The sequence below is a fragment of the Streptomyces sp. NPDC041191 genome (genome assembly GCF_055591945.1).
In genome coordinates this window covers 107,625-128,449 of sequence record NZ_JBVIZC010000009.1, presented here as the reverse complement: position 1 = coordinate 128,449, position 20,825 = coordinate 107,625, and the positions used below count along the sequence as shown (strand labels likewise).

Annotated in this window: 22 protein-coding genes and 1 tRNA gene; 8 read left to right on the top strand and 15 right to left on the bottom strand. The window is 72.1% G+C overall.

The window, feature by feature from the left end; all coding sequences use genetic code 11:
• Positions 1-65 precede the first annotated feature (65 nt).
• The gene (gene corA / locus ACZ6AQ_RS19180; protein ID WP_468761006.1) at positions 66-1,061 is read left to right on the top strand and encodes a magnesium/cobalt transporter CorA; all 996 of its coding nucleotides are present in this window, start codon (positions 66-68) and stop codon (positions 1,059-1,061) included.
• Positions 1,062-1,160: 99 nt separating this feature from the next.
• On the opposite strand, the gene ACZ6AQ_RS19175 is transcribed toward corA, so the two are convergent.
• Both ACZ6AQ_RS19175 and ACZ6AQ_RS19170 read right to left on the bottom strand, forming a co-directional pair.
• Complete coding sequence (locus ACZ6AQ_RS19175; RefSeq protein WP_468760834.1) at positions 1,161-1,946, bottom strand: ferritin-like domain-containing protein; 786 nt, start codon at positions 1,944-1,946, stop codon at positions 1,161-1,163.
• Positions 1,947-2,205: 259 nt separating this feature from the next.
• On the bottom strand, positions 2,206-3,255 hold the full coding sequence (locus ACZ6AQ_RS19170; RefSeq protein WP_468760833.1) for an LLM class F420-dependent oxidoreductase: 1,050 nt from the start codon (positions 3,253-3,255) through the stop codon (positions 2,206-2,208).
• Between the two features lie 129 nt (positions 3,256-3,384).
• Between ACZ6AQ_RS19170 and ACZ6AQ_RS19165 the strand changes: the two genes are divergently transcribed.
• Both ACZ6AQ_RS19165 and ACZ6AQ_RS19160 read left to right on the top strand, forming a co-directional pair.
• Entirely contained in the window at positions 3,385-4,362 is a 978-nt protein-coding gene (locus tag ACZ6AQ_RS19165; protein WP_468760832.1) for an aldo/keto reductase, read from the top strand.
• Positions 4,359-6,554, top strand: coding sequence for a helix-hairpin-helix domain-containing protein (locus tag ACZ6AQ_RS19160; protein WP_468760831.1), 2,196 nt, complete (start codon positions 4,359-4,361; stop codon positions 6,552-6,554). Before ACZ6AQ_RS19165 ends, ACZ6AQ_RS19160 begins: the two co-directional genes overlap by 4 nt.
• A 156-nt stretch (positions 6,555-6,710) precedes the next feature.
• On the opposite strand, the gene ACZ6AQ_RS19155 is transcribed toward ACZ6AQ_RS19160, so the two are convergent.
• Positions 6,711-7,412, bottom strand: a complete 702-nt coding sequence (locus ACZ6AQ_RS19155; RefSeq protein WP_468760830.1) for a hypothetical protein — start codon at positions 7,410-7,412, stop codon at positions 6,711-6,713.
• A gap of 47 nt (positions 7,413-7,459) precedes the next feature.
• Here ACZ6AQ_RS19155 and ACZ6AQ_RS19150 point away from each other — a divergent pair, with 47 nt between their 5' ends.
• On the top strand, positions 7,460-7,648 hold the full coding sequence (locus ACZ6AQ_RS19150) for a DUF5703 family protein (protein ID WP_388693751.1): 189 nt from the start codon (positions 7,460-7,462) through the stop codon (positions 7,646-7,648).
• 114 nt (positions 7,649-7,762) lie between these two features.
• On the opposite strand, the gene ACZ6AQ_RS19145 is transcribed toward ACZ6AQ_RS19150, so the two are convergent.
• From ACZ6AQ_RS19145 to ACZ6AQ_RS19135, 3 genes are all read right to left on the bottom strand, one after another.
• Complete coding sequence (locus tag ACZ6AQ_RS19145; RefSeq protein ID WP_468760829.1) at positions 7,763-8,467, bottom strand: chaplin; 705 nt, start codon at positions 8,465-8,467, stop codon at positions 7,763-7,765.
• 140 nt (positions 8,468-8,607) lie between these two features.
• Entirely contained in the window at positions 8,608-8,841 is a 234-nt protein-coding gene (gene chpH / locus ACZ6AQ_RS19140) for a chaplin ChpH (protein ID WP_388693755.1), read from the bottom strand.
• A gap of 206 nt (positions 8,842-9,047) precedes the next feature.
• Positions 9,048-10,373: a M20/M25/M40 family metallo-hydrolase gene (locus ACZ6AQ_RS19135; protein ID WP_468760828.1), complete on the bottom strand. Its 1,326-nt coding sequence runs from the start codon at positions 10,371-10,373 to the stop codon at positions 9,048-9,050.
• Between the two features lie 232 nt (positions 10,374-10,605).
• Here ACZ6AQ_RS19135 and ACZ6AQ_RS19130 point away from each other — a divergent pair.
• A tRNA-Leu gene (locus tag ACZ6AQ_RS19130) sits at positions 10,606-10,693 on the top strand.
• Positions 10,694-11,587: 894 nt separating this feature from the next.
• Here the strand turns inward: ACZ6AQ_RS19130 and ACZ6AQ_RS19125 are convergent.
• From ACZ6AQ_RS19125 to ACZ6AQ_RS19105, 5 genes are all read right to left on the bottom strand, one after another.
• Positions 11,588-12,055 (bottom strand): hypothetical protein, encoded by a 468-nt coding sequence (locus tag ACZ6AQ_RS19125; protein WP_468760827.1) that lies wholly within the window; start codon positions 12,053-12,055, stop codon positions 11,588-11,590.
• Positions 12,056-12,135: 80 nt separating this feature from the next.
• Positions 12,136-12,360 carry a DUF397 domain-containing protein gene (locus ACZ6AQ_RS19120; RefSeq protein ID WP_468760826.1) on the bottom strand — a complete coding sequence of 75 codons (225 nt, stop codon included), beginning with the start codon at positions 12,358-12,360 and terminating at the stop codon, positions 12,136-12,138.
• A 487-nt stretch (positions 12,361-12,847) separates the two neighbouring features.
• Positions 12,848-13,696 (bottom strand): helix-turn-helix domain-containing protein, encoded by an 849-nt coding sequence (locus tag ACZ6AQ_RS19115; RefSeq protein WP_468760825.1) that lies wholly within the window; start codon positions 13,694-13,696, stop codon positions 12,848-12,850.
• 26 nt (positions 13,697-13,722) lie between these two features.
• Entirely contained in the window at positions 13,723-14,253 is a 531-nt protein-coding gene (locus tag ACZ6AQ_RS19110; protein WP_468760824.1) for a DUF6879 family protein, read from the bottom strand.
• The gene (locus ACZ6AQ_RS19105) at positions 14,228-14,485 is read right to left on the bottom strand and encodes a hypothetical protein (RefSeq protein WP_468760823.1); all 258 of its coding nucleotides are present in this window, start codon (positions 14,483-14,485) and stop codon (positions 14,228-14,230) included. Before ACZ6AQ_RS19105 ends, ACZ6AQ_RS19110 begins: the two co-directional genes overlap by 26 nt.
• 378 nt (positions 14,486-14,863) lie before the next feature.
• Here ACZ6AQ_RS19105 and ACZ6AQ_RS19100 point away from each other — a divergent pair, with 378 nt between their 5' ends.
• Positions 14,864-15,790, top strand: coding sequence for a pseudouridine synthase (locus ACZ6AQ_RS19100; RefSeq protein WP_468760822.1), 927 nt, complete (start codon positions 14,864-14,866; stop codon positions 15,788-15,790).
• Here the strand turns inward: ACZ6AQ_RS19100 and ACZ6AQ_RS19095 are convergent.
• The 4 genes from ACZ6AQ_RS19095 to ACZ6AQ_RS19080 form a co-directional block, all read right to left on the bottom strand.
• On the bottom strand, positions 15,774-16,403 hold the full coding sequence (locus ACZ6AQ_RS19095) for an MBL fold metallo-hydrolase (protein WP_388693761.1): 630 nt from the start codon (positions 16,401-16,403) through the stop codon (positions 15,774-15,776). The two genes, ACZ6AQ_RS19100 and ACZ6AQ_RS19095, sit on opposite strands and share 17 nt — an antisense overlap.
• Positions 16,403-17,488: an S-(hydroxymethyl)mycothiol dehydrogenase gene (locus ACZ6AQ_RS19090; RefSeq protein ID WP_468760821.1), complete on the bottom strand. Its 1,086-nt coding sequence runs from the start codon at positions 17,486-17,488 to the stop codon at positions 16,403-16,405. The genes ACZ6AQ_RS19095 and ACZ6AQ_RS19090 overlap by 1 nt, the downstream gene beginning before the upstream one ends.
• 84 nt (positions 17,489-17,572) lie before the next feature.
• Complete coding sequence (locus ACZ6AQ_RS19085) at positions 17,573-17,695, bottom strand: hypothetical protein (RefSeq protein ID WP_468760820.1); 123 nt, start codon at positions 17,693-17,695, stop codon at positions 17,573-17,575.
• 115 nt (positions 17,696-17,810) lie between these two features.
• On the bottom strand, positions 17,811-18,512 hold the full coding sequence (locus tag ACZ6AQ_RS19080) for a FadR/GntR family transcriptional regulator (RefSeq protein WP_468760819.1): 702 nt from the start codon (positions 18,510-18,512) through the stop codon (positions 17,811-17,813).
• 281 nt (positions 18,513-18,793) lie between these two features.
• Between ACZ6AQ_RS19080 and ACZ6AQ_RS19075 the strand changes: the two genes are divergently transcribed.
• Both ACZ6AQ_RS19075 and ACZ6AQ_RS19070 read left to right on the top strand, forming a co-directional pair.
• Positions 18,794-19,315 carry a gluconokinase gene (locus ACZ6AQ_RS19075; protein ID WP_468760818.1) on the top strand — a complete coding sequence of 174 codons (522 nt, stop codon included), beginning with the start codon at positions 18,794-18,796 and terminating at the stop codon, positions 19,313-19,315.
• 72 nt (positions 19,316-19,387) lie between these two features.
• Positions 19,388-20,785, top strand: coding sequence for a GntT/GntP/DsdX family permease (locus ACZ6AQ_RS19070; protein ID WP_388693770.1), 1,398 nt, complete (start codon positions 19,388-19,390; stop codon positions 20,783-20,785).
• Positions 20,786-20,825: the final 40 nt, after the last annotated feature.

Here is a 20,825-nt window from a genome sequence, read left to right as displayed (position 1 = left end):
GCGCGGGGGCTTTCCGGGGCCGGGGAGGCCGTCACGTGTGCATGACGGGACCGTTCGGGGGCAAAATGCGCTCCGTGATCGTGGACTCTGCCATCTACCGGGACGGGCACCGCACGGACGGCCCCTCCGACCTCTCGGACGCCCTGGAGGAGGCGCGGTCGGCGGGTGACGACGCGTTCCTGTGGGTGGGGCTGCACGAGCCCACGGCGGCGGAGTTCGACCACGTCGCCTCGGAGTTCGCGCTCCACCCGCTGGCCGTGGAGGACGCCCTGAAGGCCCACCAGCGGCCCAAGCTGGAGGTCTACGACGACTCGCTGTTCATGGTGCTCAAGCCGGTCGTGTACGAACCGGAGAGCGATCGGGTCTCCTCGGGCGAGCTGATGGCCTTCATCGGCGACTCGTTCGTGGTCACGGTCCGGCACGGCGAGGGGGCCCCGCTGGCGGAGGTGCGCCGGCGGCTGGAGGCCGACCCGGAGGTCCTGAAGCACGGGCCGACGGCGGTGCTGTACGCGGTGAGCGACGCGATCGTGGACCACTACCTCGACATCGCGGGCGAGCTCCAGGTGGACCTGGAGGAGCTGGAGGCGGACGTCTTCGCGCCCACCGGGGGCGCGGCGGCCAACACGGCGGCGCGGATCTACACGGCGAAGCGGCAGGTCCTGGAGTTCCGGCGGGCCAGCGGTCCGCTGGCCGGACCGATGGCGCGGCTCACGGCCGGGACGGTGCCGTTCGTGAACGAGGACGCGCAGCCGTTCTTCCGGGACGTCAACGACCACCTGCTGCGCTCCAACGAACAGGTGGAGGGGCTCGACCGGCTCCTGTCCGACGTCCTCTCGGCCCATCTGGCGCAGATGGGGGTGCGGCAGAACGACGACATGCGGAAGATCTCGGCGTGGGCGGCCATGGCCGCGGTCCCCACGATGGTCGCGGGGGTCTACGGCATGAACTTCGAGTTCATGCCGGAGCTGGGCTGGCGGTACTCGTACCCGGCGGTGATCCTCCTGATGACGGGGGCCGTCGTCGTCCTCTACCGGATGTTCAAGCGCCGCGGCTGGATGTAGGGCGCGCCCCGCCGCACCGGCCCCGCCCGGAGGGCCGGAGTCCCCGCCCCGAGGACCCGGCGAAGGGCCGGCAAGGGACTCCGTGAGGTCCCGGGATTTTTAGAAGGCGGGCGCGGGGGCGGCGGGCCTCCCGAGGGCGTCGAGCCGCTCGGGCGTCCTGAGGCCGGTCATCCGGTGCCATCCGGCCAGCCGCTCGTACGCGTACATGCCGTGGATGCCGGCGGCGAGGGCGAGGGCCTTGGGCTTCGGCCACTTCAGGATGCGGCCCATGTGGCGCATCACGGCGAGGCTGACGTCGCGGTAGACCCGGATCTCGACGAGGGCGGACTCGCGCAGGGTGCGCTGGATCAGCCGCCCGTGGCCCCGGCGGGCGAGCCGGAGCAGCTCCTCGTGGCAGTAGGCGAGGTGGTTCGTCTCGTCGTCGTCGATCATGTGGATGGCCCTGCCCAGCTCGGGGTGGTCACCGAAGTACGTGACGAGCATGTCCATCTGGTCGGCGGCCCGCTGCTCGGTGACCCGGCTGTGGGCGAGGTAGACGATGATGTCCCGCTCGGTCAGCGGCTCGTCGCGGCGGAGCTTGTCGTGCGCGAGGCCGATGCCGCTCCGTTCGAGCAGCATCGTGTAGTCGGTGTCGGGGGGCACCGGGACGGGTTCGAGGCCGCGCTTCCTCATCAGCGCGCGGAAGATCCGGCCGTGCTTGTCCTCGTCGGCGCCGTGCCGGGTGATCTTGGGCGCGAGTCCGCGCATCGCCGGGGGGACGAGGGCCGCGATCCGGCCGTTCTCCCAGCCGCCCTGGGCCTCGCCGCTCGCCGCGATCGAACAGAAGAGCCGGAAGGACTCGTCGTTGTCGATGATTTCCTGGAACAGGCCCTTGGCCGTGAGCATCGCCGCCACCTCCGTGCGGACGTCCGTACTCCGGTACGTCCGGGGAGAACGAGTCAAGTCCGGTCCGGGACGGCGGGCAACACGGGGCCGGGTCGGTTCGGCCGGAAGAGTGAGTCCCGGGGGCGTAACCGGGAGGCCGCCGGAACCGTTGTGCTGCGTGACGGCCGTGGCGGGGAAGACCCCCGAGCCCCCACCACGGCCGCGGGCTCCTCCGGTTCCTTCCGGCTCCGTCTCCCCGCGGAGCCGGAAGGAACCGGCCCTACGCGAGTCCCGCGCGCTCCAGCGACTCGACGCCCGCCCGCAGGGCCGCCACCCGCTCGTCGAGGGTGAAGCCGGCCGGGGCGACGGTGAGGGTGGTGACCCCGGCCCCGGCGTAGGCCGCCATCCGGTCCGCGATCCGCTCGACGGAGCCGAGCAGGGTGGTCCGGTCGATCAGCGAGTGCGGCACGGCCGCCGCCGCCCCCGCCTTGTCCCCGGCCAGGTACTTGTCCTGGACCTCGGCGGCCTCCTTCTCGTACCCCATGCGCCGCGCGAGCTTGTTGTAGAAGTTCTGCTCGCGACTGCCCATGCCGCCGACGTACAGCGCGGTGTACGGGCGGAAGACGTCGGCGAGCGCGTCCACGTCGTCGCCGAGGGCGAGCGGCACGGTGGGACAGACGTCGAAGCCGTCCATGGTCAGGCCCGCCCTCTCGCGGCCCGCGCGGATGTGCCGCAGGGCGGTCTCCTCCAGGTGCTCGGCGGAGGGGAAGATCAGCAGGGCGCCGTCCGCGATCTCACCGGTCTGCTCCAGGTTCCTGGGACCGATGGCGGCGATGTAGAGCGGAATGTGCTCGCGCTGCGGGTGGACGGTGAGCTTCAGGGGTTTGCCGGGGCCGTCCGGCAGCGGGAGGGTCCAGTGCTCGCCGTCGTGGCTGAGGCGCTCGCGGGACATCGCCTTGCGGACGATCTCGACGTACTCGCGGGTCCGGGCGAGCGGCTTGTCGAACTTCACGCCGTACCAGCCCTCGGAGACCTGGGGTCCGGAGACGCCGAGGCCGAGGCGGAACCGGCCGCCGCTGAGCGAGTCGAGGGTGGCGGCGGTCATCGCCGTCATGGCGGGCTGCCGGGCCGGGATCTGCATGATCGCGGAACCGACGTCGATCCGTTCGGTCCTCGCCGCGACCCAGGCGAGGACGGTGGGGGCGTCGGAGCCGTACGCCTCGGCGGCCCAGCAGACGTCGTATCCGAGCCGGTCCGCCTCCTGGGCGACGGCGAGGTTGTCGCCGTCCATGCCGGCGCCCCAGTAGCCGAGGTTGATGCCGAGCCGCATTCCACGCACCCCTTACCCATCGGTAACGTCTCTGTGGGCCGGACTCTAGCGCGGGGCCGGCGCCCGCGACAGGAGGAGGTTGTCCACAGGCTCCCACCGCGTGATGGCCCGGCCAGTAATCTCGCGCCCATGGAGCAGAGGCATCTCGGACGTACGGGCCTGCGCGTGTCGCGCATCGGACTCGGCACCCTCACCTGGGGGCGGGACACCGACGAGCACGACGCCGCCGAGCAGCTGAAGGCGTTCTGGGACGCGGGCGGCACGCTCGTGGACACCGCCGACGTGTACGGCGGGGGCGAGGCGGAGTACCTGCTCGGGCGCCTCATGGAACGCCTCGTGCCCCGGCGGGACCTCGTCCTGTCCACCAAGGCGGGCAGCGTCCCCGACCCCGACCGGCGCACGGACGGCTCGCGCGGACACCTGCTCGCCGCGCTCGACGCCTCCCTCGCCCGGCTCGGCACCGACCACGTGGACCTGTGGCAGCTGCACGCCTTCGACCCGCACACGCCCCTGGAGGAGTCGCTGCAGGCGCTCGACATCGCCGTGCGCAGCGGACGGGCCCGGTACGCGGGCGTGGCGAACTTCTGCGGCTGGCAGCTCGCCAAGGCGGGCACCTGGCAGCTCTGCGGGGACCGCACCCGGCTCGCGGGCGCGCAGCTGGAGTACTCGCTGCTCCAGCGGGGCGTGGAACGGGAGGTGCTGCCGGCCGCCATGGACCTCGGCATGGGACTGCTGCCCTCCTCGCCCCTGGGCCGCGGGGTCCTGACCGGGAAGTACCGGAGCGGCACGCCGGCCGACTCGCGGGGCGCGTCCGAGACCATGGCGCCGTTCGTGGAGCCGTACCTGGACGACGCGGCGAGCCGGATCGTGGACGCGGTGACGACGGCGGCCGACGGGCTCGCGACGACCCCGCTCCACGTGGCGCTCGCCTGGGTCCGCGACCGCCCCGGGGTGACCGCGCCGATCGTCGGCGCGCGCACGGCGCGGCAGCTCACGACCGCGTTGTCGGTGGAGACGCTTAGTCTTCCTGACGAGATCTGCCGGGCGCTGGACGACGTGTCGGCGCCCGTGCACCGCTATCCGGATCACGACTGGAGCACCTTGTGACCGAGCCTTCCGGGGAGACCGTGCCCGAGGCACCCGCCGACGCGCCCGAGGACACGGCGCCCGCCGGGGACACGCCGGCCGGGACGCCCGCGGACGCGGAGCCCGCCGAGGACGCGCGCGCCGAGGCGCCCGAGGACGTACGGGAGGGAGCGCCCGAGGACGTACGCGAGGAGGCCGGGGACGCCCCGGGGGAGCCCGCGGGAAGCCCCGGCGCGCCCGGACCGGGCGAGGCGCAGGCCGAGCTGGCCGCGCAGCGGGAGCTGCGGGCCAGGATCGAGGCGCGGAAGGCCGAGAAGGGCGGTCCGGTCGCGGCCGGCGCCAAACTGAGCGGCACCGCGGCCGAGCTCCTCGCGGCGGTCCGGGCCGTGGAGGGCGGCGCGGCGCGGGGCAGCGCCTTCTACGAGGCGGCCGAACCCCCGCCCCGCCCCGCCGCCCCCGCACCCGCCCCGGCGACCGCCGCGCGGCCCGCCGCACCGGTACCGGCGGCGATCGTGCCGCCCGCCACCGCGTCCTCCGTCCGCGAGGTCCTGACCGAGGGCGGCGCTCCCGAGGCGCTGGCCGGGCAGGTCGCGGCGGCGCTCGGCGAGGGGGCGGCCGCGGTCCTGCGCGACGACCCCTGGCAGCTCCTCGCGGTGGCGGGAGTGCGGCCGGAACAGGCCGACGGATTCGCACGGGCCCTGCTCGGCCCGGACTGCGGGCCCGACGACCCGCGCCGGGCGGTCGCCCTCACCGTGTGGCTCCTGGAGCGGGCCGCGCTCCGGGGACACACCGCGCTGGACGTGGAGACCGTGCGCGCCGGCCTCGCCGCGCACTCCGTGCCCGATCCGGAGGAGGCGGTCGGGACGGCGGTCTCCGAAGGGGCGGTCCTCCTCTTCCAGGAGGAGCGGGCGGAGGAGCCCGCCGAGGACGAGGACGCTGCCGGAGAGGCGGACCCGTCCGCGTCCGGGCAGGAGCCGCCCCCGCCCGCCCTGCTCGGCCTCGACCGGCACGCGCTGGCGGAGGAGAGCCTGGCGGAGGGGCTCGCCCGGCTCGTCAGAACGGTGACGCCCGCCGACTGGGAGGGGCCCGAACTCGAACGGGCCGCCGGCGCGCACGGCCTCGTCCTCCACACCGGGGGCGAGGCCGCCCGCGCCGAACCGGTGGCGCTCGCCGCGGCGGCCCGCGGGCGGGGGCTGCGCGCCCTGGTCGCCGTCCACTCCGACGACGGGCGGCGCGCGCTCGGCGCCGCGGGGACGGAGGCCGTGACGGTCGCCGCCCTGCTGTCCGGGGCGGCCGGCCCGGGGCGGGACGAGGAGGGCGCCTTCGCCCTCGACCTCCTGGTGGTGCTCGACGCGCCGCAGCTGGACGTGGAGACGGCCGCCACGCTCGTGGAGTCGCTGCCGGACGGCTGCCGGCTCGTGCTGAGCGGCGACCCGGAGGTCCTGGGCGCGCCGGGCGCGGGCCGGGTCTTCACCGACGCGCTGGCGGCCCGGGTGTGCCCCCGGATCGCCTCGCGCGTCCCCGACCCGGGGCCGCTCGGCGAGCTGGTGTCGGGCATCGGCGCCGGCGAGCTGAACCAGGTGGAGGCCCCCGGCAAGGAGGTCGTCATCGTGCCGGTGCGGGACGCGGGCGAGGCCGTGCACCGCACCGTCCAGCTGGTGGCCGACTCGGTGCCCCGGGCGATCGGGGTGCCGCCGGAGCACACGCAGGTCGTCACGGTCGGCCACGGCGGCTCCGCCGGGACGCGCGCGCTGAACGCCGCCCTCAAGCAGCGGCTCAACCCCGGCCCCGGCCGGTTCGGCGGCTACGACCCCGGCGACCGGGTGGCGTACGCGCCGGTGCCGGGGCGGACGGTCACCGGCACGGTCCTCTCGGCCGACGCCGGGGGACTGCGGCTGCGCTGCGGGGACGACGAGGTCCTCGTGCCGAAGGAACGGGTGGAGTCGGCGCTGCGGCACGGCTGGGCGCTCACCGCGCACCAGGCGGCCGGGACGCGCTGGCCCGCGGTGGTCGTGGTGCTGCCCGGGGACGCGGCGGGCGGCCTGAGCCGCCCGTGGGTGTACACGGCCTTCGGCCGGGCCGAGCGCCATCTGTCGGTCGTCCACGGCGTGGACCGGGCGCTGCCCCGCGCGGTGGCCGAGGGCGTGGCCCCGGAGCGTACGACGCGGCTGCGGCCGCTCCTGGAGGCGCTGCTCGCCGGCGGCGAGGAGTAGGCGCGTCCTCCGGTGACGGGGAAGGGCCGGGACACCCCGTACGGTGTCCCGGCCCTTCCCCGTCCCGTGTCCCGGCGTCCGGCCGGAGAGCGCCTCGCGGAGGATTTCCCCCCGGCCGCCCGGAGGGGCCGCCGGGAGACCGTCCTCCGCGCCCGCTCAGGAGCCGTCGGCCGCGCCTCGGGTCCCCCCGTCCGCGCCGCGGGTCCCCCCGTCCGTGCGGCCGGTCCCGGTGTCCGTGCCGTCCTCCTCGTCGAAGACGGCGCTGACGTCGAAGCGGCAGACGATCCGCTCCGGGTCGGCGTGCTCGAAGGGGGCGTGGAGCCACTCCCCCGGTTCCGGAAGCTCCTCGGCGGCGGTGACCCAGAGCGTGGAGTCGCCCTCCTCCAGGCCGAACTCCTTGTGCCGGGAGGCGATCTCGTCCGGTTCGTACTCGCCGAAGAGCACGCCGAGCGCGGCGAGGGGCGAGACGCCCGCCTTGGCGGCCGCTCCGGTGAGTTCGTCGCCGCCGCCGTGCTCGACGACGCGGCGGGCCTGGGCGAGCAGCCGCCGGGGTTCCGCCACGGCGTAGTCGCGGCGGATCAGGAGGCTGAGGGCATGGGGTTCGTCAGGTCCGGTGTACGGCGGCAGGGAGTCGTCGGCTCCGGGGATCTCGAAGGGCGTGACCTCGTCGTAGCGGTCGTAGAGGAGTTCGTCATAGGTCTCGGCGGCCGAGGCGAGGGCGTTGAACGCCTCGTAGACGGCCGTGTCGTCGTCCCCCGTGCGGCGTTCGACCGCCGCGAGGTGGCGGTCCAGTGCGGCTTTGACCGCCTCGGCGGCGGCGCGTACCTCGACAGCGGTGGGCTGCGCAGCATCAGACATGGGACAGACGCTATCCGTACCGGGGCCGTGCCCGCACAATAGATGCGATGCCGGAATACGAATTTGTCGACGTGTACGTGCCGCGCGGTGTCTCCCGCAGGGAGGCGACGCGGCTGCTGACCGATCATGCCGAGTACGGGCACTGGGAGTTGGACCGTCTGACCCTGCACCGGGACGGGAGCCGCAGGGTGCGGCTGAAACGGCGGATCATCCGCCAGGTCCGGGCGACCTGGTGACCTGAGGACGGCGAGAAGCGACGAGAAGGGGCCCCGCGGTGTGCGGGGCCCCTGTGCGTGGTGCGTGTCACACGGCCGTGGACGGACCGTGCGGCACCGGTGGGCCGGGCGGTCTCAGGCGGCGCGACGGGCGCGCCGGTAGAGCAGCGAACCGGCGAGCAGCATGCCGGCACCGGCGGGGAGGATCACACCGAGCGGCGCGGAGCCGGTCTCGGCGAGTTCCTCGACGGCGCGCGGCGGGGTCACGGTGTGCGCACCGGGTGTGTTCGGTCCGTTCTCGTGGGCGGGGGCGGGCGGGGTGACGGGCTTCTCGGGGTGGCCCGGGTTCTCCGGCTTCCCCGGGTGCTCGGGGTGGCCCGGGTTCTCCGGCTTCCCCGGACGCGGCGGCTCGACGTTGGCGCACGCGTTGCCCGCGGCCGGGTTGAGGATCCCGATGACGTCGACGGTGTTCCCGCACACGTTCACCGGGACGTCGACCGGCGCCTGGACGTTGTTGCCGGAGGCCACCCCGGGAGAGTTGCCGGTGTGGCCCTCGGCGGAGGAGCCGCCGGACGCGCCCGGTCCACCGGGCTTGGAGACGTTGGCGCACTTGTTGCCCACCGCCGGGTTCAGCAACCCGACGACGTTGACGGTGTTCCCGCACACGTTCACCGGCGCGTGCACCGGGACCTGGACGGTGTTCCCGGACGCGACGCCCGGGGAGTTCGCGGCCGTACCGTTCGCACCGGAGTCGGCGTGCGCCCAGCCGCCGCCGACCGCGACGAAAACGCCTCCGGCGGCCGCCACGGTGATGAGGCCCTTGCGCGTGACCTGTCGCATAGCTTGTTTCCTGCCTGCTCGGCTTCGAAGGAGTGCCACCGGGCGGAGCGCCCGGGGCGGAAATGGCCACCGGCCCCGGAGTGCATGGCACGCACTCCGGGGCCGGACCGGCTCACACCCTCATGGGGCGAGGCACGACGTCAGGCGTTGACGCAGGTGTTGCCGAAGGCGGGGTTCAGCAGCCCGATGACGTCGACGGTGTTGCCGCACACGTTCACCGGAACGTGGATCGGAACCTGGACGACGTTGCCCGAGAGGACACCGGGGGAACCGATGGCCGCACCCTGGGCACCCGCGTCGGCAACGGCCATGCCCGCACCCGCGAGAACGAGACCGCCAGTGGCAGCCGCAGCAGCGACGACCTTCTTGATCATTATTCCTCCTAGTTGGCAATGCGGCCCCAGCCGCGGACCGCAACACCTGTAACGAGGGGGAATCGTGGGGGCTACGACCCCCCGGGTTCATTCACTCTTTCCGGTCACACGCAAACGCACGGCCGAATCCGCCGCTCGTCACCCGGCGGTTCCCGCCCCGCGGGCGCCCTCCGGGACGTTCCCGCCAGGCGTTCCCGCGGGCGACCTCAGCAGGCGTCGAGGAAGCGGTCCAGGACGCGGGTGCCGAACTTCAGGCCGTCGACCGGGACCCGCTCGTCCACGCCGTGGAACATGCCGGCGAAGTCGAGCTCCGGCGGCAGCTTGAGCGGGGCGAAGCCGAAGCAGCGGATGCCGAGGTCGTCGAAGGACTTGGCGTCGGTGCCGCCCGAGAGCATGTACGGCACGGCGCGGGCGATCGGGTCCTCGGCGCGCAGCGCCAGCTGCATGGCGTCCACCAGGGCGCCGTCGAAGCTGGTCTCCAGGGCCTTGTCGCCGTGCACGTCCTCGCGCTTCACGCGGGGGCCGAGGATCCGGTCGAGGTCCGCCAGGAACTCCTCCTCGTGTCCGGGCAGGAAGCGGCCGTCGACGTGGGCCGTGGCCTGTCCGGGGATCACGTTCACCTTGTAGCCGGCGCCGAGCATGGTCGGGGCGGCCGAGTTGCGCAGGGTGGCGCCGATCATCTTGGCGATGCCGCCGAGCTTGGCGAGGGTGGCGTCCATGTCCTCGGGGTCGAGCGGGGTGCCCAGCGCGTCCGAGAGCTCGTCCAGGAAGGACCGCACGGTCTTGGTGACCCTCACCGGCCACTGGTGGCGGCCGAGGCGGCCCACGGCCTCGCAGAGTTCGGTGATGGCGTTGTCGTCGTTGGTCATCGAACCGTGGCCCGCGGTGCCCTCGACGGTCAGCCGCATCCAGTGCATGCCCTTCTGGGCCGTCTCCACCAGGTAGAGCCGCAGGTTCTCGTTGACGGTGAAGGAGAAGCCGCCGACCTCGCCGATCGCCTCGGTGACCCCGTCGAAGAGGTCCCGGTGCTCGTCGACCAGGTACCGGGCGCCGTAGGTGCCGCCGGCCTCCTCGTCGGCGAGGAAGGCGAGGACGACGTCGCGCGGGGGCCTGCGGCCGCTGCGCAGCCGGTCCCGCACGACCGCGAGGGTCATCGCGTCCATGTCCTTCATGTCCACCGCGCCCCGGCCCCAGACGCAGCCGTCGGCGATCTCCCCGGAGAAGGGGTGGTGGGTCCAGTCCCCGGCGTCGGCCGGGACGACGTCGGTGTGGCCGTGGATGAGGAGGGCGGGCCGCGAGGGGTCCTCCCCCTCGATCCGGGCCACGGTGGAGGCCCGGCCCCGGTGGGACTCGACGATCTTCGGTTCGAGGCCGACCTCGGCGAGCTTCTCGGCGACGTACTCGGCCGCCGCCCGCTCCCCCGGCCCGGAGTGGTCGCCGTAGTTGCTGGTGTCGATGCGGATGAGGTCGCGACAGAGGTCGACCACCTCGTCCTCGCCCGTGACGCCCCGGCCCGTGTTCGACTCGCTCACGCTGCTTCCTCCCACTACGTGCCCCACGTGGTTGCTTGGTGGTCGCCCCCATCCTCTCCCGCGGCCCCCTCCCCGCCCAAGGCCGCCCACCGGCCGACACGCGGCCGTCACGTGTCCGGGGAGCGGACCGGAGGGGGCCGGGGCGGTCCGGGGGTGGTGATCGACCGCTCCGAATGTTTGCTATGGTTTTCCTCGTCGGAAGGGCCCAGCGGCCGGGAAGACAACACACCTTGTCCGGGTGGCGGAATGGCAGACGCGCTAGCTTGAGGTGCTAGTGCCCTTTATCGGGCGTGGGGGTTCAAGTCCCCCCTCGGACACCAGCAGAGACCCCAGTTCGTCTGGGGTTTTTTGCATTTTTGGGCGGTGGCGTGACCGACGACCCGGCGAATCCCCAGGTCAGACCAGGGACGACAGGCAAGGTGACATCCCGTGACACTGCCCGCCCCGCACTGCTGTGGTCTGCCCTCGTGGCAGGAACAGGCAGAGGAAAGGGAACTGCGCTCCGGGCCGCCCACCACGTCCTGGACAAGTCCCTGGGACGGTTCCTCGCCACCCACACCACATCCGGCATCACGTCCGGGGCGAGTCTGGTCAACCACCTGTGGGACCAGCAGGAAGCCACGGCCGAGACCATCACGGAAGAAATGCTGTGGGCCGCGCCCACCCCGGTACGCCGCTCCGTTCAGGACGCCGTCCGAATCGGCAGAGGGGCCGACGCCCCGAAGGTGAGGCGACAGCCCCTCACCCTCGCGGACAAGGTCCGGGCACGCATCGAGATGCACGGCGGTCGAGCCGCGTCGTCCCAGGTGCTCCCGTACGTCGGGGCCACGGCCGAAGAGGTCAAGTCACTGCCCGGAATCGTCGTCACCGTGGAAAGGTCGGCAAGACCGGTCGACCGGCCACCGTCTTCACGCTCCGCGGTGACAGTTCCCGTCACCCTGAGCATCAGCCGGCCAGCGCGGACCGTGACCAGAACCGGGACGCTTTCCCTTACGCACAGCCGCAGCCGGCCAGCGCGGAGCGTGAGGAGAACCGCGCCACGGTCGTCCGCCTCGACGCCTACCGCCCGGCCCCGAAGAAGGCACCGGAGCCGGAAGCGGTGAAGCGGCCGGAACCGCTCGCCCCTGCCGACCCCTTCCTGTCCCTGCTCTGAACCGCTCGAACAGACCAAGCGCGCCCCGGCCAATCGGCCGGGGCTTCTTTCGTTGCTTCGACTACCGCAAGGGGCAGGTCAGTTCCGGGCCGGAACGGTTCGGAGAACAGGTCACCAGGGCGACCGAATGAAAGACGGTTCCGTTCATGTAGTGTCCCAGGGACACGTCTCCGCCCCAGGTCAGCCGTTCCACAGCAGCCTTCACGAGAAGGACCAGCCGAGTCACCTCCCGATCCGCTTGCGATGCGAACCGGGGTGCGAACTCCGCCAACTGGAGGCCGAGCCATTCCCCCGCCTCCTTCGGTTCCTCCCACGTGCCCCGCACCATGGAAGCCGGTTTCATCAGCCAGTGAGCTGTCTGAATCGGAGCCACGCCCGTTGCCGGAAAGTCGGCCACCGCGTTGCGGTGGCGCTCCCTCAATGCCTCGCCGATTCCCACGGGCGGGGCGTGCTCCGGTGGCGGTCGCCGGATGCTTTCGTCGTCGAACGTCTTCTTCTCTCCGACCCATGCGTAACCGTGGTGGTGCACTGCCGCTCCGTTTCGGGGAATGGCGACGGCCCCGCCCGTCGGCGTGTGGGCGGGGCCGTCAGTCAGGCGGTGCTCAGGGATCAGGCGGAGAGGTCGAACCGCGCCGGGTCGATGCCCGCCGCGTCCAGCTCCGCCGTGGTGAACCGCAGCGGCTCGGCGTTCGGGCGCTTGCTGTCGCCCATGGCCCATGCGTCCGGGCCGATCTTGGCGAGCGTCACGCACGCCTCGCCGTCCGGGTGCGTGCTGCCGCCGCACGACTTCGAGAACTCGGCTCCCTCGATGGGGAGCCCGTACAGGTCGGTCATCGTTGTGCCCTTCCTGATCTACCTGACGGCCGACCGACGGCCAGCCGTCCCCCGCCCCCTAGCGGACGGAAGCCATTGCGCCCCGGAGTGCCTCGGCAACCTGCTCCGCCACGTCAGCCCGGAGCGTCCCCAGGTCCACGTACGGTCTGCCGGTCTGAGTGACCATGGGCCGGACACCGCCCCACGCGGATTCAGGAACGCCGAGTGCGGCCAAGGTCGTCCGTATCGACTCGGCGGCATCCGTCGCTCGTGTCCGGCCGTCTCTCCAGGTCGGAGCTGCGCCAGCCGCGCGCACCCGGGGCAACCCGGCACCGGTCGGGGCCGTGGAGGCTCCTCCCGCAGAGGAAGTGCCAACGGTTCTTCCTGCCACCGCGTGGGTTCCGTCTTCATCACGCCGCGTCCTCCCGATCGCTTCCGAGGCCGATGGAACGACCCTAGGAAGTGGCGAATCCGCGCAGCTACGTTCTTGCACGAGCTTGCACGCAAACTAACCGAGAGACGTAATGGCTTCCGAGATCAGGGCCCGAGCAGCGGCGCCGTGAACCGCGATCTTGGACAGCTCGGAGAACGCTTTCGCGTAAGTGGCGACCTCGCTGGGGGCTGTCACGTTCACAGCCGCTGTGAGCAGTTCAACGCTCGCTTGGCGGCTGTCGAACATGTAGAACGCTTCCAGTGGCCAGACGCGGCGCTGAGTCGAGAAGGGGATGACCCCGAGGCTTACATTCGGCAAGGCCATGACAGCCAGGAGGTAACCGAGCTGGCCCGCCATGGTGGCCTCATCTCCGATGCGGTAGCGGAGCACCGTTTCCTCCAGGAGCAACGCGAACCGGTGGTCACCCTCGTGCAGGACGCGAGAGCGCTCGATTCGGGATGCGGCTGCCGTCTCGGCGTCGTCCGGGGTTCCCTGGAATCTCGCGATCGTGGAGAGCAGAGCCGTTGCGTACGCCTCGGTCTGGAGCATCCCGGGCACCACGTTCGAGCAGTACACACGAAAGTGACGCGTCTGCTCGTACAGGGGGACAACTTCCTCCTGAGCCCGGCGCATCCCGTGCCGATGGAGCTTCTGCCAGTGCACATACATCTGATCGGCTTGTCGATTCGCCGCGATCAGATCGCCTGATTGCTCCTCGGCTCCGCACGCCTTGCACCACGCACGAATATCGGCGTCGGACGCGGGCGTTTTGGCCCGCTCGATGCGTGACGACTTGGCCGGACTCCATCCACAACGAAAAGCCAACTCGCGCCCGGTCAGCTCCGCCTCTCTGCGCAGGCCCCCGAGACGGGCGGCGATGGCTTCACGGGCAGCCTGGGCACTGGACGAGGGGGATGCAGACATGAGTTGGCTCTTCGTGATTCGTCAGGTCAGACCGAGTACTTCTCGTGCGGGATACCACGTTCCCACACCGTCTCGAAGGCGGCCGAGGCTAGCGCAGCCACGGACGGTTCGGATCGGACCTCCCAACCAGGCTCTGACCAACTCCCGTCCCCGGTGAAGTGGTTGAAGAGTACGATCTCTCCGTCGAAGATCCAGCAGTCGTTTCCCGGGAGGGCGATGTCCGAGGCCTGGCGCCTGGAGAGCCAGCGCACCTGTTCCCCGGCGTAAAGGTTCACCCCGGTGCCGGCGTGCTCGTACCGGATGTACTCGGTGACGGGCTCGGACACCACGCGAGCACGGCGGACGATGACCCCTCGCGCTACAGTGTCACGAATCAAATCAACCCAGGGCGCCCAGTAGGCGGAAGCCGGGTCAACGTCTCGCTGCCCGGTGCGCTGCCAGTTCTCGAAGTCTTCGGCCTCGTCACCCACGCCGTAGGAGTCGCGCATCTCCAGGTGCACGGCGGAGTGCCGGGCGGCTGCCAGCAGCTCGTTAAAGCCCGGTTCCTTCTGCGACATCGCACGCCTTCCTCAGCATCGGCACCATGCGGGCCGGAATCCGGATCACTGCCTCGTGTGGCGGAATGCCCGGCGCATGGCCGGGAACATCGAACGCGGCGCACTCCCCCTCCAGCTTCTCGTCTGGCTTCCAGCCTTGAAGCACCAGTTCCCCCTTCGCCTCGTCCACCCACACGGTGGGGGAACCCTGCTGGCCCGTGTCTGGATCAATCCCGATGAACCGTAGTGCCATGACTGCCTCCGGTGCCGAGTGGCTTACGCCAACTTGCACGAGCTTCGTTGCGGCAGCAGGTGAGCGTCAAGGTTTGCAGTGGTGCAGAGGCCTCTTGAGGGCGGTTCTCAGCCAGGATGAAAGCTCGGTTTCATGGGTTGCCCACGTGACCAACGCATGACCAACAGCGGCCCGAAACAGCCAGAGACACCAGGATGCGCGACCGACTCACAGGGCACGGATTGGGCCCCCTGGGGTACATTCTTCCTGGTCAGAAGAGATGTGGGCTGGTGCCCGAGTGGAGAGTCGAAGTCCCCCCTCGGACACCACACGGAGTCCCGGTCGAGATCTTCTCGGCCGGGACTTCCGCATGGGTACGTACGGTCACGAGGCGGAGCGGTGAGACGCAGAACCAGGCCCCCCGCGCCACCGCTGTCCCAGCGGGACGGGATCGATCCCGTACGGCTCCGGACGCCGGAGGACCCGGAGGGGACCTGGCCGACCGTACGGGAGTACCTGCTCGGCCGGTACGGGGCGGCCGTCGGGGCCGGACGGGTCGAGGAGATGCTGCGGGCGGGGCGGTTCGTCGGGACCGACGGGCCGGTCTCCGGGGACGAGCCGTACGCCGCGGGGCGGTGGCTCTGGTTCCACCGGGACTTCCCGCCGGAGACGCCGGTGCCGTTCCCGGTCGGGATCGTGTACCGGGACGAGCGGATCGTGGTGGCCGACAAGCCGCACTTCCTGGCGACCGTGCCCCGGGGGCGGCACGTCGTGGAGACCGCGACGGCGCGGTTGCGGCGGGACCTGGGGCTGCCCCGGCTGCAGGCCGCGCACCGGCTCGACCGGCTGACGGCGGGCCTCGTGCTCTTCGTCGTGCGGGAGGAGGACCGGGGGGCGTACCAGACGCTGTTCCGGGACCGGGCCGTGCGCAAGGAGTACGAGGCGGTGGCGCCGTACGACCCGGCGGTGGAGCTGCCGGCGACGGTGCGGAGCCGGATCGAGAAGGAGCGCGGGGTGATGGCCGCCCGGGAGGTGCCGGGCGAGCCGAACGCCGAGAGCCGGATCGGCCTCGTGGCGCACGGGGGCGGGCTCGGCCGGTACCGGCTGGTGCCGGTGACCGGGCGGACGCACCAGCTGCGGGTGCACATGAACGCGCTCGGGCTGCCGATCCTGCACGATCCGGTCTATCCGGAGGTCCGTGGGGACGGGCCGGAGGACTTCGGGCGTCCGCTGGGCCTGCTGGCGCGGACGCTGGAGTTCACCGACCCGTTCACGGGCCGCGCGGTGCGCTTCGAGAGCCGGCTGCGGCTCAGTGGCCCCGGCTGATCCACTCCTGGAGGTGCGGGGCCTCGGCGCCGATGGTGGTGGAGTCGCCGTGACCGGTGCGCACCACCGTCTCCGGGGGCAGGACGAGGAGCTTGTCGCGGATCGAGTCCACGATCGTCGGGAAGTCCGAGAAGGACCGGCCGGTGGCTCCGGGGCCGCCCTGGAAGAGGGTGTCCCCGGTGAAGACCGTACCCAGGGCCGGCGCGTACAGGCTGACCGCGCCGGGGGCGTGGCCCGGGGTGTGGAGGACCGTGAGGTCGGTACCGGCGATGGTGAGGACCTGGCCGTCGGCGAGGTCGCCGTCCGGGGTGTGGTCGGGGTGCGTCCGCTTCCACAGCGGCAGGTCGGCGGGGTGGAGCAGGACGCGGGCGCCGGTGGCGGCCGCGAGCGCCGGGGCCGCGTCGATGTGGTCGTCGTGGGCGTGGGTGCAGACGATGGCGCGCAGGACGCGTCCGTCGAGCGCGGCGAGGACGGCCCCGGCGTCGTGGGCGGCGTCGATGACGATCGCCTCGGTGTCGTCGCCGACGATCCAGACGTTGTTGTCGACGTCCCAGGTGCCGCCGTCGAGGCTGAAGGTTCCGGAGGTGACGAGGTGGTCGACGCGGGCGGTCATCACAGCACCACCACCGAGCGCAGGACGTCGCCCTCGTGCATGCGGGCGAACGCCTTCTCGACCTCGCCGAGGCCGATGGTCTCGGTGACGAAGGCGCCGAGGTCGATGCGGCCCTGCCGGTGCAGGTCGACGAGCATCGGGAAGTCGCGGGAGGGCAGGCAGTCGCCGTACCAGGAGGACTTGAGCGCGCCGCCGCGGCCGAAGACGTCCAGGAGCGGCAGTTCGAGCTTCATCTCGGGGGTGGGGACGCCGACGAGGACGACGGTGCCGGCCAGGTCGCGGGCGTAGAAGGCCTGCCGGTACGTCTCCGGGCGGCCGACGGCCTCGATGACGACGTCGGCTCCGAAGCCGCCGGTGAGTTCGCGGATCGCCTCGACGGGGTCGGTGGAGCGGGAGTTGACGGTGTGGGTGGCGCCCATCGCCTTCGCCGTCTCCAGCTTCCGGTCGTCGATGTCCACGGCGATGATCTTCGCGGCTCCGGCGAGGCGGGAGCCGACGACGGCCGCGTCCCCGACGCCGCCGCAGCCGATGACGGCGACGGTGTCGCCGCGGCCGACGTTCCCGGTGTTGATCGCGGCGCCGATGCCGGCCATCACGCCGCAGCCGAGGAGGCCCGCGACCTCGGGGGCGACGGCGGGGTCCACCTTGGTGCACTGGCCGGCGGCGACGAGGGTCTTCTCGGCGAAGGCGCCGATGCCGAGGGCCGGGGAGAGCTCCGTGCCGTCGAGCAGGGTCATCCGCTGCGACGCGTTGTGGGTGTCGAAGCAGTACCAGGGGCGGCCGCGCAGGCAGGCCCGGCAGTGGCCGCACACGGCGCGCCAGTTGAGGATCACGAAGTCGCCGGGGGTCACGTCGGTGACGCCCTCGCCGACCGATTCCACGACGCCGGCGGCCTCGTGGCCGAGGAGGAAGGGGAAGTCGTCGTTGATCCCGCCCTGTTTGTAGTGCAGATCCGTGTGGCAGACGCCGCATGCCTGGATCTTCACGACGGCTTCGCCGGGGCCGGGATCGGGGATCACGATCGTCTCGACCCGTACCGGTTCGTCCCTGCCGGGGGCGATGACTCCCTGGACGTGCTGCGGCATCACGGACTTCCTTTTCTGCGAACGGATCTTGCGGGCTCCTGGGTACCACTATCCCCCGGCAAAACGCGAGTCCCCCGCGGGGCGTCAGCCGCGCGGCGCGGCGGAGGCGGTGCGGACCCGGCGGCGGACCAGGAGCCGGCCGCCGACCAGCGCGGCCGCGACGAGCGGGACGCAGGCGACGGTGGTGCGGCCGGTGCCGCCGTCCATCCACATGAGGACGAGGACGGAGGCGAGGAAGCAGAGGGTGACGATCCGGGTGTGCGGGGCCCGGGGCAGGCGGAAGCCGGGACGGACGACCCGGCCCTCCCCGGCGCGCGGGCCCTCACGGCGCGAGGACGTCCAGCTCCTGGAGGGCGCCGACCGCGATCCGGCGGGTCAGCTCCTCGGCCCGCTCCGCGTCCCGTTCCCGCACGGCCTCCGCGACCTGGACGTGGAGGGTGACGGCGGCCGGATCGGGGTCCTCGAACATCACGTGGTGGTGGGTGCGGCCGGCGAGGACCTCCGCGACGACGTCGCCGAGGCGGGCGAACATCTCGTTCCCGGAGGCGTCGAGGACGACCCGGTGGAAGGCGACGTCGTGGACGAGGTACTCCTCCAGGCGCCGCCCCCGCGAGGTGGCGACCATGCCGAGGGCCTGCTCGGTCAGCTCGCGGCACTGCGCGGGGGTGGCGTTCAGGGCCGCCAGGCCCGCGGCGACGGGCTCGACGGCGGACCGGAGCACGGTGAGCGAGCGGAGCTGGCGGGAACGGTCGGCGCCGGCCAGCCGCCAGCGGATGACCTGGGGGTCGTACACGTTCCAGCGCGCGGTGGGGAGCACGGTCACGCCGACGCGGCGGCGCGACTCGACGAGGTGCATGGACTCCAGGACCCGGACGACCTCGCGGACCACGGTCCGGGAGACGTCGAAGCGCCGGGCCAGCTCGTCGGTGCGCAGCACGGTGCCGGGCGGGTACTCCCCCGCGGTGATCGCGAGGCCCAGGGTGGCCAGGACGTGGGGGTGGAGCCCCTGGGCCGGTGTCGTCATGGACGAAGCCTATGCGGGTACGCGGAGGCGATCCCCTCCGGGCGGCTCCCGCGCCGGGCCCGGGGAGGGGTCCGGCGCCCTGCCGGGGCGGGGTCCGGCGCCCTGCCGGGGCGGGGTCCGGCGTCCTCCCGGGGACGGGTCCGGCGTCTTCCCGGGTCACGGCCCGGCGATGAAAAGTATGACTTTTACGTCACAGTCTCTTGAATACGTCGTACCCAATGGGTTTCATGAGCGCGACGGAAAACGGAATCGATGTCGACGAGGACAGCGAGGCACCCCCCATGAGCAGCACTTCCCAGGCCCCTCCCGTCGTCGTCGTGATGGGCGTCGCGGGGACCGGCAAGACCACCATCGGTCCGCTGGTCGCCGAGGCCCTCGGCCTCCCCTACGCCGAGGGCGACGACTTCCACCCGGCGGCCAACGTCGCCAAGATGTCGGCGGGCGTTCCGCTGGACGACGAGGACCGGGGGCCCTGGCTCGACGCCATCGGGGCGTGGGCGCACGGCCGGGCCGGGCTCGGCGGTGTGGTGAGCAGCTCCGCGCTGAAAAGGGCGTACCGGGACCGGCTGCGCGACGCGGCGCCCGGAATCGTCTTCCTCCACCTGACCGGTGACCGGAAGCTCATCGAGGACCGGATGGCCGCGCGCAAGGGGCACTTCATGCCGACGGCGCTCCTCGACTCCCAGTTCGCCACCCTGCAGCCGTTGCAGGCCGACGAGGCCGGCGTCGCCGTCGACGTGTCCGGCACCCCGGAGGAGATCACGGCACGGGCCGTCGCCGCGCTGCGCGGCGCGACCGGCTGATCCTCCTCCCGCTCTCCCGCTCCCCCTCTTCCGTTCTTTCTCTTCCCACCTGCCCGTACGAAGGACACCACCGTGACCAGTCTCAGCGTCGAGACCCTGGCAGCGGACGCCGCCGAACCGATCACCTCGGCGGGCAACGCCCAGCTCGGGATCGCCGTGCTCGCCGGCATCGCCGTCATCGTCCTGCTCATCACCAAGTTCAAGCTGCACGCGTTCCTGGCCCTGACCATCGGGTCGCTCGCGCTCGGCGCGTTCGCCGGGGCCCCGCTCGCGGACGCCATCAAGTCCTTCACCACCGGCCTCGGCAACACCGTCGCCGGTGTGGGCGTCCTGATCGCCCTCGGCGCCATCCTCGGCAAGCTGCTCGCCGACTCCGGCGGCGCGGACCAGATCGTCGACACGATCCTGGCCAGGGCGAGCGGCCGGGCCATGCCGTGGGCGATGGTCCTCATCGCCTCCGTGATCGGCCTGCCGCTCTTCTTCGAGGTCGGCATCGTGCTGCTGATCCCGGTGGTGCTGCTCGTCGCCAAGCGCGGCAACTACTCCCTCATGCGGATCGGCATCCCGGCCCTCGCGGGCCTCTCCGTGATGCACGGCCTCATCCCGCCGCACCCCGGCCCGCTCGTCGCGATCGACGCGGTCGGCGCCAACCTCGGCGTCACCCTCGCCCTCGGCATCGTCGTCGCGATCCCGACCGTGATCATCGCCGGTCCGCTCTTCTCCCGGTACGCCGCCCGCTGGGTGGACATCCCGGCCCCCGAGAGCATGATCCCGGCGCGCCCCTCCGAGGACCTGGAGAAGCGCCCCGGTTTCGGTGTCACCGTCGCGACCGTGCTGCTCCCGGTCGTCCTGATGCTGGTGAAGGCGCTCGTCGACATCGTCGTGGACGACCCCGAGAACGGCGTCCAGAAGGTCACCGACGTCATCGGCTCGCCGCTGATCGCACTGCTCGCCGCCGTCCTCGTCGCGCTCTTCACCCTGGGCCGGGCGGCAGGCTTCACCAAGGAGCGGCTGTCCTCGACCGTCGAGAAGTCGCTCGCCCCGATCGCGGGCGTCCTGCTGATCGTCGGCGCCGGCGGCGGCTTCAAGCAGACCCTGATCGACATCGGTGTCGGCCAGATGATCCTGGACTTCTCCAAGAGCTGGTCCATCCCGGCCCTGCTGCTCGCCTGGCTGATCGCGGTCGCGATACGGCTCGCGACGGGCTCGGCGACGGTGGCGACGATCTCGGCGGCGGGGCTCGTGGCCCCGCTGGCGGAGGGCATGTCGACGAGCGAGACGGCGCTGCTCGTCCTCGCGATCGGCGCGGGTTCGCTCTTCTTCAGCCACGTCAACGACGCCGGGTTCTGGCTGGTGAAGGAGTACTTCGGGATGAACGTCGGCCAGACGATCAAGACCTGGTCGGTGATGGAGACGATCATCTCGGTCGTCGGCATCGTGTTCGTCCTGCTGCTGTCGCTGGTGTTGTAGCGCGCCCGTCCCCGCCGGTGCCGCGGCCCGGCGGGGAACG

Coding starts and splice junctions, on each gene's coding strand:
- corA (WP_468761006.1), top strand. CDS start 66: ATGCGCTCCGTGATCGTGGACTCTGCCATCTACCGGGACGGGCACCGC.
- ACZ6AQ_RS19175 (WP_468760834.1), bottom strand. CDS start 1,946: ATGCTCACGGCCAAGGGCCTGTTCCAGGAAATCATCGACAACGACGAG.
- ACZ6AQ_RS19170 (WP_468760833.1), bottom strand. CDS start 3,255: ATGCGGCTCGGCATCAACCTCGGCTACTGGGGCGCCGGCATGGACGGC.
- ACZ6AQ_RS19165 (WP_468760832.1), top strand. CDS start 3,385: ATGGAGCAGAGGCATCTCGGACGTACGGGCCTGCGCGTGTCGCGCATC.
- ACZ6AQ_RS19155 (WP_468760830.1), bottom strand. CDS start 7,412: ATGTCTGATGCTGCGCAGCCCACCGCTGTCGAGGTACGCGCCGCCGCC.
- ACZ6AQ_RS19150 (WP_388693751.1), top strand. CDS start 7,460: ATGCCGGAATACGAATTTGTCGACGTGTACGTGCCGCGCGGTGTCTCC.
- ACZ6AQ_RS19145 (WP_468760829.1), bottom strand. CDS start 8,467: ATGCGACAGGTCACGCGCAAGGGCCTCATCACCGTGGCGGCCGCCGGA.
- chpH (WP_388693755.1), bottom strand. CDS start 8,841: ATGATCAAGAAGGTCGTCGCTGCTGCGGCTGCCACTGGCGGTCTCGTT.
- ACZ6AQ_RS19120 (WP_468760826.1), bottom strand. CDS start 12,360: ATGACCGACCTGTACGGGCTCCCCATCGAGGGAGCCGAGTTCTCGAAG.
- ACZ6AQ_RS19115 (WP_468760825.1), bottom strand. CDS start 13,696: ATGTCTGCATCCCCCTCGTCCAGTGCCCAGGCTGCCCGTGAAGCCATC.
- ACZ6AQ_RS19110 (WP_468760824.1), bottom strand. CDS start 14,253: ATGTCGCAGAAGGAACCGGGCTTTAACGAGCTGCTGGCAGCCGCCCGG.
- ACZ6AQ_RS19105 (WP_468760823.1), bottom strand. CDS start 14,485: ATGGCACTACGGTTCATCGGGATTGATCCAGACACGGGCCAGCAGGGT.
- ACZ6AQ_RS19095 (WP_388693761.1), bottom strand. CDS start 16,403: ATGACCGCCCGCGTCGACCACCTCGTCACCTCCGGAACCTTCAGCCTC.
- ACZ6AQ_RS19090 (WP_468760821.1), bottom strand. CDS start 17,488: ATGCCGCAGCACGTCCAGGGAGTCATCGCCCCCGGCAGGGACGAACCG.
- ACZ6AQ_RS19085 (WP_468760820.1), bottom strand. CDS start 17,695: ATGGACGGCGGCACCGGCCGCACCACCGTCGCCTGCGTCCCGCTCGTC.
- ACZ6AQ_RS19080 (WP_468760819.1), bottom strand. CDS start 18,512: ATGACGACACCGGCCCAGGGGCTCCACCCCCACGTCCTGGCCACCCTG.
- ACZ6AQ_RS19075 (WP_468760818.1), top strand. CDS start 18,794: ATGAGCAGCACTTCCCAGGCCCCTCCCGTCGTCGTCGTGATGGGCGTC.